A 14,410-nucleotide genomic window follows, 5' to 3' on the forward strand; every position below is an offset into this window, starting at 1 on the left:
TCCTGGAAATTAGCTGCGGCGACTGATGACCGGACCCTTTGCCGAGGCGAATTCGGCAATGACGGTCTCGCCGGCTATCGCCGTCTGGCCAAGCGAAACGCGTGGCGCGGTATTGGCGGGCAGGAACACGTCGAGCCGTGAGCCGAAGCGGATAAGGCCGAAACGCTCGCCGGCATCGATAGGTTCGTTGACATGCGAAAAGCAGAGGATGCGCCGTGCCACGAGGCCGGCGATCTGCACCACGCCGATCTGTCCGTGACGGGTCTCGATGACGAGGCCGTTGCGCTCGTTCTCCTCACTCGCCTTGTCGAGTTCGGCATTCACGAAAGTGCCCGGTCGATGGTTGATGCTGACGATGCGGCCGCGCATCGGCGCGCGGTTCACATGGCAGTTGAAGACGTTCATGAAGACGGAGATGCGCAGCATCGGTTCACTGCCGAGGTTCAGCTCGGCCGGTGGCGTGACCATCTGGATCGAGGAGACCTTGCCGTCGGCCGGCGAGATGACGAGATCGTCGTCCTGCGGCGTCACACGCTCCGGATCACGGAAGAAATAGGCGCACCACAGCGTCAGGATAAGGCCGATCCAGAAGAGCGGCTTGAAGATCCAGCCCAATACGAGCGACGCGACGAAGAAGGCGGCGACGAAGGGATAACCTTCCTTGTGCACCGGAACGATCGTGTTGCGAACCGTATCGAACAAGCTCATGAATGCCGGCCTCCTGTCGTTTTTCGTATCCGCTGGTTACAGAAAAACGACACCAGGAGCAATGCCGCGGATACCGGCGAGGCTCTCATGCGCCGGTTCTGAACAACAAAACGGGCACTTTGGCCTGTTTCGATGCTCAGCTTGCCGGCGCCAACCGGTTGACGATGCCCAACTCGTCTTTCTCGCGAACCTGCTTCAGGTGTTCTTCGGCCTGCGTCGCCTCGCGCTGGCGGCTCCACATCGAGGCATAGAGGCCGTTCTGTTCGAGAAGGGAGGCATGCGTGCCGCGCTCGGCGATCTCGCCGCTCTTCAAAACGATGATCTCGTCGGCACCGATGACGGTGGACAGGCGATGGGCGATGACCAGCGTCGTGCGGTTCTTGGAAACGACATCGAGCGCAGTCTGGATTTCCCGCTCCGTCGTGGTGTCGAGCGCCGAGGTCGCCTCATCCAGAATGAGGATCGGCGGCGCCTTCAGGATGGTGCGGGCGATCGCCACACGCTGCTTTTCGCCGCCGGAAAGCTTCAACCCGCGCTCGCCGACCTTGGTTTCGAAACCCTCAGGCAGCGTCTCGATGAAATGTGCGATCTGGGCGATCTCGGCGGCCTGCTTCACGTCGGCTTCGCTGGCCGAAGGGCGGCCATAACGGATATTGTAGGCCACCGTGTCGTTGAACAGCACCGTATCCTGCGGCACCATGCCGATCGCCGAGCGCAGGCTCTTCTGCGTGATCCCTCGTATATCCTGCCCGTCGACGGTGATCGCGCCGCTCTGGATATCGTAGAAACGATAGAGCAGCCGCGACAGCGTCGATTTGCCGGCCCCCGAGGGACCGACGACCGCGACCGTCTTGCCGGCGGGCACGTCGAAGGAAATGCCTTTCAGGATCGGGCGGGCCGCATCATAGGCGAAATGGACGTCCTTGAACGAGATGGCGCCCTGGCCGATGGCAAGATCCTTCGCGTCCGGCGCGTCCAGAACCTCGGCCTTGACCTCCAGAAGATCGAACATCTGCTCGATATCGATCAGCCCCTGGCGGATTTCGCGATAGACGAAGCCGATGAAGTTCAGCGGCACGGAAAGCTGCAGCAGCATGGAATTGACGAAGACGAAATCGCCGACCGTATGTTCGCCGCGCTGCACCGACCAGGCCGAGAGAACGAGCATGATGGTCGTGCCGATACCGAAGATCACGCCCTGGCCGAAGTTCAGCCAGCCGAGCGAGGTCCACACATCGGTCGCCGCTTTCTCATAGCGCTCCATCGACTTGTCAAAGCGCTTGGCCTCCATTTCCTCGTTGCCGAAATATTTGACCGTCTCGAAGTTGAGGAGCGAGTCGATCGCCTTGGTATTGGCGTCGGTATCGCTGTCGTTCATCGCCCGGCGAATGGAGATGCGCCAGTCGGAAGCGCGGATCGTGAACCAGATATAGGCCCAGACGGTAAAGGCGGTGACCGCAAGATAGGAGAAGCCATAGCCCCACCAGAAGATCGCTGCCGTCAGCAGGAATTCGATGACGGTCGGGATCGAGTTCAGGATCGTGAAACGCACGATTGTTTCGATGCCCTTGGTGCCGCGCTCGATGATGCGTGAAAGCCCGCCCGTCTTGCGTTCCAGGTGGAAGCGCAGGGAAAGCTCATGCATGTGCACGAAGGTACGGTAGGCAAGCTGGCGCACCGCGTATTGGCCGACGCTGGCAAAGAGCGAGTCTCTGAGCTGGTTGAGGCCGAGCTGGATAAGGCGGGTCAGGTTATAGGCGATGACGAGGGCGGTGACGCCAATGAGCAGCGGTGGCAACGTGCCCTGCAGGTCCATCTTGCCGTTCAGCGCATCCGTGGACCACTTGAAGAAATAGGGCACCAGCAGCAGGACGAACTTCGAGATCAGCAGATAGACTGAAGCCCATACGACCCGCATCCTGAGATCCGGACGGTCCGCCGGCCACATGTAGGGCCAGAGATTGTAGAGCGTTCCCAGCAGGTTGGTATCAGAAACTGTCTTGCCGTTTGCCATGCCTGTCTCCAGCCCGAAGGGCCGCTCTCGCCGCGGCCTGTCGCCGTTCCCGCGAGATATGATACCGGCTGGCGGAATACAACATTGATAGGGATTTTATAGGCGAAGTGTTGCGCGCCCGCGCTAAGGAAAACGGCGACCAATGGGCCGCCGTTTTGATATTCAGGGATGCTGACCGGAGAGCCGCTTGCGATGCAGCTCCTCTGCGTTGGGCAGTGCATCCTTGGGCAGGCCGAAGATCTGGCCGGGGCGGATGCGGTCCGGATTGACGATCTTGTCCTCGTTGGCGATGTAGATCGTCGTGTAGCGCACACCGAGGCCGTAGACGCGGCGGGAAATCTGCCACAGCGTATCGCCGCGGCGGATGATGACCGCATTGTTGTTTTCCGTCAGCGGCGCCTGCTCGATCGTCTTCGGCTGGCCGGCGTCGGATATTTCGTTCGACGGCATGGGCGCGGCATTGGGAACCGTCAGCTGGGCAATGATCGCGCCGAGCTGGTCGAGCGCCGCGCCGACTGATTTTGCATCCTTCGGCAGGCCCTGCAGCACTGTGAGTGCGTTCGAGGCAACCTGCGAGGCGGAAGCCGATGCCTGCTTGATGGCGTCGGTCGCATCGATACCCGGACGAAAATCGACAATCGAGCGCAGTGCGAATTCGGTCGCCGAGCGAGCCGCCGCAAGCTGTTCTGCACCCGGCACTTTGCCGTCTGCAAACAGGCCCTTCAGCAGGCCGAAGGCCTTCGTTGCGTCGCTCTCGAGCTTGCCGAGCTGGCCCTCATCGAGCGGCACCAGCGCCTGACTGGTATTCGCATTGTTGCCGGACTGGGCGGCAACCGTGACCTGATCGCCCGCCGGACGATTGAAGTTGACGGTGGCGCGCACGAGCGCCTTGCCGGCGCCGTCAACGACGTCGACGCGGATCTTGTGGTCGCCGACCGACAGGTTCATCACGCCTTCGATGACGAAGTGACCGTCCGGCCCTGCGGTATCCTGGCCGATGAGCGCATCATCGGCATAGCCGACGACCTTGGCGTTGGCGCGCGTCGTGCCGGCGACGAAGATCTTGTTGCCCTCGATCTCGACGGCATTGACCATCACGTCGGCCGTGCCGCCGCCACCCTGCTGGGTGCCGGGAACCGCCGGCGCCGTCTTGGCGTTATCGCTGGCGTCTGCAGGCACATCCGGGGTCTGCACGGCGACCTGATCATTCGCAGCGCCATTCGGCGCCGGCTGATTGCCGGCAGGTGCGGCCGATGCGTCGTTGGCGGTCGGCGGCTGGGCACTGGCGACCTCAGCCGTAGGCGCCGTAATGATGCGGCTTGCCGTGCCCGGCTTGGAGACCATGGCGAGCAGTTCGCTGCCGCTGCCGTCCTTCGGTACGGAAACGGTCGCGACTTCTTCCGAGAGAGTGGTCTTGCCGTCCTTGCCCGTCACTTTCAGCACGAGCTGATGGTCGCCGGCGGGAAGCGGATTGTCGAGAACGGCGGCAAAATCGCCGGTGCCGTCGACATCGGTCGTCACGACCACCCTGTCGCCGTCAAGCACTTCCAGCTTGCCATGCGGTTCGGCCGAGCCGGCAATGACGGTCGAACCATCGGGCTCGACGCGCAGCACGTCGAACGCCGGGATCTTCGGGCCTGTGTCGGAAGCGACCGGCTGACCGGCAGCTTCCGGCGATCCGGTCAGCGCGGCTTCGGCCTTTGCGAGTGCGGCCAGCGCATCGGCGGCATTTTCAGGCAGATTCTGGATGATGTCGCGCGCCTTGCCTGCACCGTCCTTGGCCTTGGAGACGAGGCCCGCGGTTGCGGTGTCGAGACCGTCAGGGGCGGCGAAATCGACGATCGCGGTCAGCGCATTCACGGCTGCTGTCTTGGCGCCTGAAAGCGCATCGGCGGCGGGCACCTTGCCATCGGCAAACAGCGACTTCAGGCCGGAGAGTGACTGGCCGGCATCGGCGGTGAGGCTGCCGATCTTCTGAACGGCGGCTGCGGCATCGGCGACAGCCGAGCGGGAAGTCTTAGACGCTTCGTTAACCGTATTGTTGACCTCGGTGCCGGCCTGGTTGATGGCGTCACCAACCTTTGCCACATCAGGGCCGAGCCGGGGCATGACGAAAAACACCATCAGTATGATTGCGATTACGAGCACTGCGAGGGCCAGCAAGCCGGCACGGTTTTTCATCATTACGTCTCCCAAGGCGGCAAATTGCCGTAGTATCCAGAAATTGCTAGCGATTCCCGTTGCTTTTCACAAGCATTCAAAGCAATTACATAAGCCCGGCACGCCGCTTTTCAGTCAATTTTCTTGACTGCATTGAAATGGAATAGTTGTTTTTCCCTTATGACCGAACAATCTGTATCGATTCGATCCATCTGCGTTTACTGCGGCTCTCGGCCGGGACGCGATCCTGCCCACATGGCTGCCGGCCGCGCACTTGGAAAAGAGATCGCGGAATATGGTCTTCGCCTGGTCTATGGCGGCGGCACGAAAGGCATCATGGGCGCTGTGGCCAGCGGGACCCTATCCAACGGCGGGCAGGTGACGGGCATCATTCCCGAGTTCCTGATCGACATGGAGGCGACCCGCCATTCGCTCGGCCAACTCAACGAGCTTATTGTAACCCCTGACATGCACGCGCGCAAACACACGATGTTCGAGCGCTCGGATGCCTTCGTGGCCTTGCCGGGCGGGATCGGCACGCTGGAAGAGATCGTCGAGATCATGACCTGGGCTCAGCTCGGCCGCCACGAGAAGCCGATGGTCTTCGCCAATATCAACGGTTTCTGGGATCCGATGATGGAGCTTTTGCGTCATATGACGGGCGAGGGTTTCCTGCACACCGCCCATCGCGTCCAGCCTCTGGTGGTCGACGAGATCTCCGGTATCATCCCGGCCATCATGGCGCAGGCGGCAGAACTTGCCGCCGACCGCGGCGGCGAGGACGAGGTGATCTCGAAGATGTAGGCTCAGCGCCCGCGCGTCGTCCGCAGCATCGACCAGGTATAGAAAAACAGGCCTGCCCAGATCAGAGGGAAGGCGATCATGCGCGCCCTGTCCAGCTCTTCTCCGAAGCCGAATATGGCTATGATAAAGATCATCGTCGGCGCGATATACTGCATGATGCCGATGGTCGAGAGCTTGAGCAGCTTGGCGCCGTTGGCGTAGATCATGAGCGGCACGGCGGTAATCAGTCCGCAGCCGAGCAACAGGGCGGTGTCGGCAAGACCGGTCCGGTACAGGTGTCCTTCGCCGCTGACGAATTCCAGATACAGGATGTAAAGCAGGGCCGGCAGGCTGAGGATCAGCACCTCCAGGAAGAAGCCCTGGTTCGGCCCGAGCGGCAGCGTCTTGCGAAAGAGCGCATAGAAGCCCCAGCTGATTGCGAGCGTCAGCGCCACCCAGGGAATGCCGCCGCTGTCAAAAGCAAGGACAACGACCGCCAGGCCTGCAAGGCAGATCGCTGCGATCTGCATCGGCTGCAGCTTTTCCTTGAGCAGCACCGCGCCGAGAAAGATGCTGAAGAGCGGGTTGATGAAATAGCCCATGGCCGCATCGAGCGAATGGCCGGCGCCGATCGCCCAGACATAAGTGCCCCAGTTCACGGTGATCAGCGCCGCGGTCATGGCCGCCATGGCAAGCATGCGGGGAGAACGCAGCGCCGCTGCGATATCCTGCGTGCGCCCCAGGACCAAAAGCACGATGCCGGCGAGCGGCAGCGACCAGAGAATACGGTGGGCGATGACCTCGGCCGGCGATATATGCGCCACCGCCTTCATGTAGATCGGCAGGAACCCCCACAGAAGATAGGCCGTAAGCGCGAAGGCAAATCCGCGTGGACTGTCTTCGTTCTTGATGAGCGGGGCGCTGGCGTCAGCTGACATTGGATGTTTCCGTCTTTGTTCTGTTTCTGATCCGGATTAGCTTAAGCGGCGTGAATAGGCCAATTCATTTCCTTGAATGGACCGGTGTCTATTTGGCCGCCGGAAGAGGCGAACATGGACGAAACGAAACTGGCGATCTGTCGGCAGGCCTATGCCACTCAGATACTGACGAAGATGGGCATCGCAGGCGACGAGCGGCTGTGGCAGGCCTTTGCCACTGTGCCGCGGGAGGATTTCCTGGACCCGCCGCCGTGGCGCATGGCAAACGGGATCGGCTATCGGGATATGCCGTCGACCGACCCCGTCATCCTCTATCAGGATGTTCTGATTGCGCTGCAGGAGGGGCGGCAGGTCAACAACGGCAGCCCCTCGCTGCATGCGCTCGGCCTTCACTGGCTCGCGCCGAAACCCGGCGAGACGGCCTGCCATATCGGGGCCGGCGGTGGCTACTACACCGCTATGCTGTCGCATCTGGTTGGTCACGACGGCCATGTCGTGGCAATCGAATATGACCGGGATCTCGCCGCCCGCGCCGCCGCCAGTCTGACTCCCCATGACAATGTCGAGGTCATCTGCGGCAACGGTCTGGAATGGCCGCAATCGCCTGCTGATGCGATCTACGTTAATTTCGCGGTCCACAGGCCGGCCGAAGCCTGGATCGACAATCTCGCTGTCGGCGGCAGGCTGATCTTTCCGCTCTGCGCACCCTCCCGCGACGGCAATGACAACCTGCGCCCGCGCAGCGCCCGCGGCGGCTTCTTCCTGATTGAGCGCGCGCCGGAGGACTATCGCGCCCGTTATCTGAGCCCCACCTTTTTCGTCTGGGGGCATGGCGCGACCGGCACGCTCGAGACTTACAAGGCGCTCGAGGACACCTTCCGGCATGGCGGCATGGACGAGGTCACGCGCCTGCGCTGGAAGACGCCGAAGGAGGAGGGCGAATGGTATTAGGAGGAGGACTGGGGCCTCCTCTGAACTTTATTCGGCGGCGATCTTGCCGGCGAGCTGCCGGTTCTTCATCAGCTTGTAGATGACCGAATCCATCAATGCCTGGAACGAGGCGTCGATGATGTTGTCGGAAACGCCGACCGTCCACCAGCGCACGCCGCTGGAATCGGTGGATTCGATCAGAACGCGGGTGATGGCGTCAGTACCGCCATTGAGGATACGCACCTTGAAGTCGGCGAGCACGAGATCGTCGATCTCATGCTGGTACTTGCCGAAGTCCTTGCGCAGCGCAAGGTCGAGCGCGTTGACCGGGCCTTCGGCTTCCGCAACCGACATCAGCGTCTGCCCGTCGATGCTGATCTTCACGACCGCTTCGGAGACGATCTTTATGCGGCCGTGGGAATCGAAGCGCCGTTCGATCATCACTCGGAAACCGTCGAGCGAGAAGAAGTCCGGGATGGTGCCCATGGTGCGGCGAGCGAGAAGCTCGAAGCTCGCATCCGCACCCTCATAGGCGTAGCCGGATGCTTCGCGTTCCTTGACGATGGAGATCAGGAGATCGAGCTTCGGATCGTCCTTGACGACGTCGATGCCGCGCCGCTTCAGCGCATTGATGAAATTCGCCTTGCCGCCCTGATCCGAGACCATGACTTTGCGGAAATTGCCCACGCTCTCTGGCGGCACATGCTCGTAGGTGCGCGGGTCTTTCAGCAGGGCCGAGGCGTGGATGCCGGCTTTGGTGGCGAAGGCAGACGCGCCGACATAGGGCATCTGATGATCCGGCGAGCGGTTCAGGAGTTCGTCGAAGGCATGGGAGAGGCGGGTGAGATTGGTCAGCCGATCCGCGTCGATTGCCGTCTCGAAACGCGTGTTGTAGGCGCTCTTCAGCGCCAGCGTCGGGATCAGCGTCACCAGATTGGCATTGCCGCAGCGTTCGCCGATGCCGTTCAGCGTGCCCTGGATCTGGCGCACGCCGGCCTCGACGGCAGCAAGCGAATTGGCAACGGCCTGGCCGGTATCGTTATGCGCATGGATGCCGAGACAGTGGCCCGGTACGCCGAAGGCGATCACCGCCTCGACGATGGCGCGCACTTCCGGCGGCTGCGTGCCGCCATTGGTGTCGCAGAGCACCACCCAACGCGCGCCGTTCTCATAGGCAGTCTTCGCACAGGCGAGCGCATATTCCGGATTGGCCTTATAGCCATCGAAGAAATGCTCGCAGTCGACCATCGCCTCCTTGCCGGCGCCAACGACTGCCTTGACGCTCTCGGCAATGGATTCGAGATTTTCCTCGTTGGTGCAGCCAAGCGCCACCTGCACGTGATAATCCCAGCTCTTGGCGACAAAGCAGACAGCATCACTGCACGCCTGCAGGAGCCCAGCGATACCTGGATCGTTGGAAACGGAAACACCTGGCCGTTTCGTCATGCCGAAGGCGACGAAGGATGCCTGGCTCGTACGCTTTTCGGCGAAGAAGGCGGTATCGGTCGGGTTTGCTCCCGGATAACCGCCCTCGACATAGTCGAGCCCGAAATCGTCCAGCATGCTTGCAATCGCAATCTTGTCCTCGACCGAAAAATCGATGCCGGGTGTCTGCTGCCCATCCCGAAGCGTCGTGTCGAAGAGATAGATTCTTTCGCGTGTCATGGTGGTGTTTCCCGTCGCGCCTTGCGGCTTTTATTGTTTGCCTGCGAACCGGTCCGTCGCCTGGATCAACTGGTCGAGAATGCCCGGTTCCGAGAAAGCGTGACCAGCCCCTTCGATCAGGTGGAAGTCGGCTTTCGGCCATGCCTTGTGCAGCAGCCAGGCGTATTTGGCCGGGCAGGGCATGTCGTAACGTCCGTGGACGATGACGCCGGGAATATCCTTTAGCTTATGGGCATCGCGCAGCAACTGGCCTTCATCCATCCATCCGGCATGGACGAAGAAGTGGTTCTCGATGCGCGCAAAGGCATAGGCGAAATCGGCTTCCTCGAACTTGCCGCTCGTCGATTTCTCCGGCAGCAGCGTGATCGTCTCGCCTTCCCAGAGGCTCCAGGCCTGCGCGGCCTCGAGAGCAACCGCGCGGTCCGAACCGGTGAGCCGGCGGTTATAGGCGAGCATCATCTCATGGCGTTCTTCCGGCGGGATGGGTGCCACGAAGCGCTCCCACTTGTCCGGGAACATTTCGGAGACCCCGAACTGATAATACCAGTCGAGCTCGGCCCTGGTCAGCGTGTAAATGCCGCGCACGACGAGTTCGGAAACCCGCTCCGGGTGTTTCTCGGCATAGGCGAGCGCCAGCGTCGAACCCCAGGAGCCGCCGAAGACCTGCCATTTGTCGACACCAGCCATTTCGCGCAGCCGCTCGATATCGGCAACAAGATGCCAGGTGGTATTCGCCTCGAGGCTCGCATGCGGTGTGGACTTGCCGCAGCCGCGCTGGTCGAACAGGACAACGTCATAGAGCTTCGGGTCGAACAGGCGGCGATGAACAGGCGAAATGCCGCCGCCGGGGCCGCCATGCAGGAAAACCGCCGGCTTGGCGCCTGATGTACCGGAGCGTTCCCAATAGATCACATGGCCATCGCCGACATCGAGATGGCCGGAGGCATAGGGTTCGATTTCGGGATAGAGCGTGCGCAGCACTTCAGTCATATCTTCACGCCTTTCGCGGGCCAGACTGCGGTATCATGATCGGGATGCTGGAAGGAGATGATCGCTTCCTGCCGGGCATAAAAATCCGGATCCTTGTGAACAGGCGCGTCGAAGATCGTCTCGACCCATGGCAGGCGGGCATCATAATTGACCTGGATCTGCGGCGCGAGGTCGCTGCGGTCGTCGAAGGTGCCGATCGCGAGCTCCAGACCGCCCGGATGGCGGTAGGTCATCGGCGTGCCGCAATCCCTGCAGAAGCCGCGCTCGATATTGACCGAGGACTGGAAATAGGCCGGCTCGCCGCGCGTCCATTCCATGCCTTCTTCCGGCGCCGTCACCAGCGCGGAAAAGAAACCGCCGAACTGCTTCTGGCACATGCGGCAATGGCAGATGGACGGGCGTCCGAGCTTGCCGGTGATGCGGAAGCGCACGGCGCCGCACTGGCAGCCGCCTGTTCTCGTCGTCTCTGTCATGGATGATCTCCTGAAGGCCAGTGGGATATATCGTGGTCGGGATGTTGATGATTGCTCGCCGCGATCCTGTCCTCGCGATCGGTTGTTTCCGGTTCCGGCTCGACAGGCAAGCCATCGAGCGCATGAAACCAGGCCATTTTGCTGTCGAGATTGGACTGCATGACCGGCTTTACCGCCTGTGGGTCATCCAGCGAGCCGAGCGCGATGTTGATGGAATCGGCATCGGGAATATCGTAGAAAAGCGGCGTGCCGCAGTCGCCGCAAAAGCCGCGCCGCACGAGACCGGAGGAGTGGAACCATTTCGGCTCGCCGCGCGTCAGCTCGAAATCGACCCGCATCACCCCTGCAAGCGGCAGGAAATAATTGCCGGCGGCCTTCTGGCACATGCGGCAGTGGCAGATATGCGGATAGTCGAGTTCGCCGTTCGCCCGGTAACGAACCGCGCCGCACTGGCATCCGCCGGTCAGTCCCATCTTTGCCGTCAAGCCTGATCCTCCGGTGGCCAGACCGCCGTATCATGGTCGGGGTGTTGATAGGATACGATCTGATGAAGGAAAGAGCCGGCAGCAAGGTCCGCTTCGGTTCGTTCCCCCGGCAGTTCGTGCAGATGGTCGACGAAGTCGACCTTGCCTTCCACCCCCCACTGAATGGTCGGCGGCAACAGCGACGGATCGTCGAACGCGCCGGCGGCAACGGCCATACCGTCCGGAGCTTCATATGTCAGAGGCGTGCCGCAATCGCCGCAGAAGCCACGGTTGACGAAATTCGAGGATCGAAAGGTCTTGCGCTGGCCTCTGGTCCATTCGAACTCCATTCCGCGTACGGAAACCAGCGGCGCATAATAGGCGCCGAACGCCTTCTGGCACATGCGGCAGTGACAGATCGAAGAATCCGTCGGCGTCCCCCGCGCCCGGAAACGAATGGCTCCGCATTGGCATCCGCCGGTATAGGTGTTCATTTCTTCACCTCCCACGTCGTCACACGTTCGCCCGTTGCCGGATCCTTGCCGTCCTTGAGTTGGATGCCCTCGGCGGCGAGCGTATCGCGGATTTTGTCGGCTTCGGCGAAATTCTTCGCCTTGAGCAACTCCAGCCGGGCCTTGACCCGCGCATCGATTTCCGCCGCTACCGCCTCGTCGATCTCGGTCTTCGTCGGCAGCACACCGAGCAGGGCCGCACTGGCGGCAAAGACGGCGTCGTTGCCGGAATGTGCCAGCGCATGCAGCGCCTGGACGGCTGCGACCGTATTAAGATCGTCGGCGAGGGCGTTCAGCACCGTCTCGTCCGGCTTGGCATCACCAAGCTCGGCCGCCGGCCACTTGGCGAGCAGCCGCTCGGCCTCTTCCAGCCGCTTGACCGAAAAATCGATCGGCTCGCGGTAATGCGTCATCAGCATCGCAAGACGCAGCACTTCGCCCGGCCATTGCCGGCCGGCGAATGTCTCCGTGTGGAGCAACTCGTAGATGGTGACGAAATTGCCTTCGGATTTCGACATCTTGCGGCCTTCGACCTGCAGGAAGCCGTTATGCATCCAGACATTCGCCATCACGGTCGTCCCATGGGCGCAACGTGACTGGGCGATCTCGTTCTCATGATGCGGGAAGATCAGGTCCAGGCCGCCGCCATGGATGTCGAAGACATCGCCGAGATAGCGCCCGCTCATGGCCGAGCATTCGATATGCCAGCCTGGACGGCCGCGGCCCCAGGGGCTTTCCCAGCCGGGCTCGTTGTCGTCAGACAGTTTCCAGAGCACGAAGTCACCGGGGTTCTTCTTGTGCGCATCGACGGCGACGCGGGCGCCGGCCTGCTGTTCGTCGAGATTGCGCTTGGAAAGCTGACCGTAATCGGCCATCGACTTCGTATCGAACAGCACTTCGCCTGATGCCTGATAGGCATGGCCGCGCGCAATCAGCCGCTCGATGATCTCGATCATCTGCGCAATATTGTCGGTCGCGCGAGGCTGCACCGTCGGCTCGAGGGAGCCGAGCGCCTTAGCATCGTCGAGAAACTGCGTCTCGGTCTTTTCGGTGACCGCCCGGATCGCGTCGTTCAGCGGCAGGCCGGGATAATCCCTGAGCGCCCGCGCGTTGATCTTGTCATCGACGTCGGTGATGTTGCGGACATAGGTGACGTGGCTTTCACCATAGACATGGCGCAGCAGGCGGAACAGTACGTCGAAGACGATGACCGGCCGCGCATTGCCGATATGGGCGAAATCATAGACCGTCGGGCCGCACACATACATGCGGACGTTTTCGGCATCGATCGGCTTGAAGACCGATTTCTCCCGCGTCAGCGTGTTGTACAGCTTCAGTTCCGGCGTGCCGCCCATTTCACTCTCCCGATATGCACAAGCACAAAATACCGCCACCGGCAGGCCGGGGCGTTTCGCATCTTGGACATTCGGGAGACGAAAACGGCCAGGCCAGCTTTGGGCTAGCGAATAATCTTCCGGCAAATAATGCAGGTAACCGTTTTCATGAGGCGTTTTATGGCGCGGGATCGAGGTTTGGTCAAGGAGAATAAAGCGACCCGAAACAGCGAATTTGATCCCTTGATACCGTCAAGATGTTATCGGTTGCAGAGATTTTGGCTCTCTGAGAAAACCGGTTGAGAGCGCAATTTTTGAGTGAAGCCGGTTGCCGAAAAGCAGATGACACCCTTGTCCAACTCGATCTCGTAATCCCAAACGAACAGTTCGCCGCTTGGAGTGGGGCGCACATTTTTCCGCGTGATGTCCGATATGATCGTCGGAGTAGTGTTTTCAGGCTCGATTGTAATCTTGAAATCGAAGACTTGGTGAAATGTGAGATCGCATTCGGAGACCCAGAAACCGAAGAAACGATCGCCTCGTTTTTCCCATTTGAAAATATAGTCGATATCGATTTTGAGGTCGAAGCTCTCGTTGGGAAGCGAGATTGAATAGAGGCGGCAATCATGCCAGCCCATCACATCAAAGTCTTCGTTCGTCCAAATTTCCTTCTCAACCAAGGCTTCACCCCGGCAGCTGGTAATCAACCAGCTTGTTCTCGCGCACGATGAACAGCTTGCCGGTCTCGGTCACACCAGGCCCGACCAGCGGCAGGATCGCTTTTGCCACCTCGGACGGATGCGGCAGGCTCATCGGGTCTTCACCCGGAACGGCCTGCGCGCGCATGGCAGTGCGGGTTGCGCCCGGATCGACGCTGGTGATGCGCAGCGGCGTTGATTGTGTCTCGCCGGCCCAGGTGCGCGCCAGCGCCTCGACGGCGGCCTTGGACGCCGAGTAAGCGCTCCAGAAGGGACGGCACTTATGCGCCGCACCCGAGGACATGATCACGGCGCGGCCGGCATCCGAGCGCGTCAGCAGCGGATCGACCGAGCGGATCAGCCGCCAGGTGGCGTTGACATTGATGTTCATGACCTTCTCGAAAACCTTCGCTTCGATATGGCCGATCGGCGAGATCACGCCGAGCACGCCGGCATTGGCGACGAGAATGTCGAGCTTTCCCCAACGCTCGAAGATCGAGCCGCCGAGGCGGTCGATCGCTTCCATGTCGGCGAGATCGAAGGGAACCAGCGTCGCAGAACCACCGACCGCCTTGATGGCATCGTCGAGTTCTTCCAGGCCGCCGACGGTGCGGGCGCAGGCGATCACATGCGCGCCGGCCTTGGCAAGTTCGAGCGCCGTGAAATAACCGATGCCGCGCGATGCGCCGGTCACCAGCGCGATCCTGCCTTCAAGATTGATGTTCATCTGCCGCGGCTCCG

General features: G+C 61.2%; 14 protein-coding genes. 2 read left to right on the forward strand and 12 right to left on the reverse strand.

Features of this window, described 5'->3' with window-relative positions; translation table 11 throughout:
* Nucleotides 1-9 precede the first annotated feature (9 nt).
* The 3 genes from KQ933_RS04355 to KQ933_RS04365 all read right to left on the reverse strand — a co-directional run bounded on the left by KQ933_RS04355 (nucleotide 10) and on the right by KQ933_RS04365 (nucleotide 4,906).
* Nucleotides 10-708, reverse strand: coding sequence for a phosphatidylserine decarboxylase (locus KQ933_RS04355; protein ID WP_216757555.1), 699 nt, complete (start codon nucleotides 706-708; stop codon nucleotides 10-12).
* Between the two features lie 136 nt (nucleotides 709-844).
* A complete protein-coding gene (locus tag KQ933_RS04360; RefSeq protein WP_216757556.1) occupies nucleotides 845-2,722 on the reverse strand; it encodes an ABC transporter ATP-binding protein/permease in 1,878 nt (625 codons plus the stop codon).
* A 162-nt stretch (nucleotides 2,723-2,884) separates the two neighbouring features.
* On the reverse strand, nucleotides 2,885-4,906 hold the full coding sequence (locus tag KQ933_RS04365) for a LysM peptidoglycan-binding domain-containing protein (protein ID WP_216757557.1): 2,022 nt from the start codon (nucleotides 4,904-4,906) through the stop codon (nucleotides 2,885-2,887).
* A gap of 156 nt (nucleotides 4,907-5,062) precedes the next feature.
* On the opposite strand from KQ933_RS04365, the gene KQ933_RS04370 reads away from it, so the two are divergent.
* Entirely contained in the window at nucleotides 5,063-5,686 is a 624-nt protein-coding gene (locus KQ933_RS04370; protein ID WP_216757558.1) for a TIGR00730 family Rossman fold protein, read from the forward strand.
* Between the two features lie 2 nt (nucleotides 5,687-5,688).
* On the opposite strand, the gene rarD is transcribed toward KQ933_RS04370, so the two are convergent.
* Entirely contained in the window at nucleotides 5,689-6,603 is a 915-nt protein-coding gene (gene rarD, locus KQ933_RS04375) for an EamA family transporter RarD (protein ID WP_216757559.1), read from the reverse strand.
* Nucleotides 6,604-6,717: 114 nt separating this feature from the next.
* Here rarD and KQ933_RS04380 point away from each other — a divergent pair, with 114 nt between their 5' ends.
* Entirely contained in the window at nucleotides 6,718-7,554 is an 837-nt protein-coding gene (locus KQ933_RS04380; protein ID WP_216757560.1) for a protein-L-isoaspartate O-methyltransferase, read from the forward strand.
* Between the two features lie 27 nt (nucleotides 7,555-7,581).
* Here KQ933_RS04380 and cimA read toward each other — a convergent pair whose 3' ends face one another.
* From cimA to KQ933_RS04420, 8 genes are all read right to left on the reverse strand, one after another.
* Complete coding sequence (cimA, locus tag KQ933_RS04385; protein ID WP_216757561.1) at nucleotides 7,582-9,198, reverse strand: citramalate synthase; 1,617 nt, start codon at nucleotides 9,196-9,198, stop codon at nucleotides 7,582-7,584.
* Between the two features lie 30 nt (nucleotides 9,199-9,228).
* Nucleotides 9,229-10,188 carry a prolyl aminopeptidase gene (pip, locus tag KQ933_RS04390; protein WP_216757562.1) on the reverse strand — a complete coding sequence of 320 codons (960 nt, stop codon included), beginning with the start codon at nucleotides 10,186-10,188 and terminating at the stop codon, nucleotides 9,229-9,231.
* Nucleotides 10,185-10,661, reverse strand: a complete 477-nt coding sequence (locus KQ933_RS04395) for a GFA family protein (protein ID WP_216757563.1) — start codon at nucleotides 10,659-10,661, stop codon at nucleotides 10,185-10,187. Before KQ933_RS04395 ends, pip begins: the two co-directional genes overlap by 4 nt.
* Nucleotides 10,658-11,134 carry a GFA family protein gene (locus KQ933_RS04400; RefSeq protein WP_216758829.1) on the reverse strand — a complete coding sequence of 159 codons (477 nt, stop codon included), beginning with the start codon at nucleotides 11,132-11,134 and terminating at the stop codon, nucleotides 10,658-10,660. Before KQ933_RS04400 ends, KQ933_RS04395 begins: the two co-directional genes overlap by 4 nt.
* A gap of 8 nt (nucleotides 11,135-11,142) precedes the next feature.
* On the reverse strand, nucleotides 11,143-11,619 hold the full coding sequence (locus KQ933_RS04405) for a GFA family protein (RefSeq protein WP_216757564.1): 477 nt from the start codon (nucleotides 11,617-11,619) through the stop codon (nucleotides 11,143-11,145).
* Complete coding sequence (cysS, locus tag KQ933_RS04410) at nucleotides 11,616-12,992, reverse strand: cysteine--tRNA ligase (RefSeq protein WP_216757565.1); 1,377 nt, start codon at nucleotides 12,990-12,992, stop codon at nucleotides 11,616-11,618. Before cysS ends, KQ933_RS04405 begins: the two co-directional genes overlap by 4 nt.
* Before the next feature lie 239 nt (nucleotides 12,993-13,231).
* On the reverse strand, nucleotides 13,232-13,651 hold the full coding sequence (locus KQ933_RS04415; protein WP_216757566.1) for a hypothetical protein: 420 nt from the start codon (nucleotides 13,649-13,651) through the stop codon (nucleotides 13,232-13,234).
* 4 nt (nucleotides 13,652-13,655) lie between these two features.
* Complete coding sequence (locus tag KQ933_RS04420; RefSeq protein ID WP_216757567.1) at nucleotides 13,656-14,396, reverse strand: SDR family NAD(P)-dependent oxidoreductase; 741 nt, start codon at nucleotides 14,394-14,396, stop codon at nucleotides 13,656-13,658.
* Between the last annotated feature and the right edge of the window lie 14 nt (nucleotides 14,397-14,410).

Origin of the sequence: Rhizobium sp. WYJ-E13, assembly GCF_018987265.1 — a bacterium.
Lineage (GTDB): Bacteria > Pseudomonadota > Alphaproteobacteria > Rhizobiales > Rhizobiaceae > Rhizobium.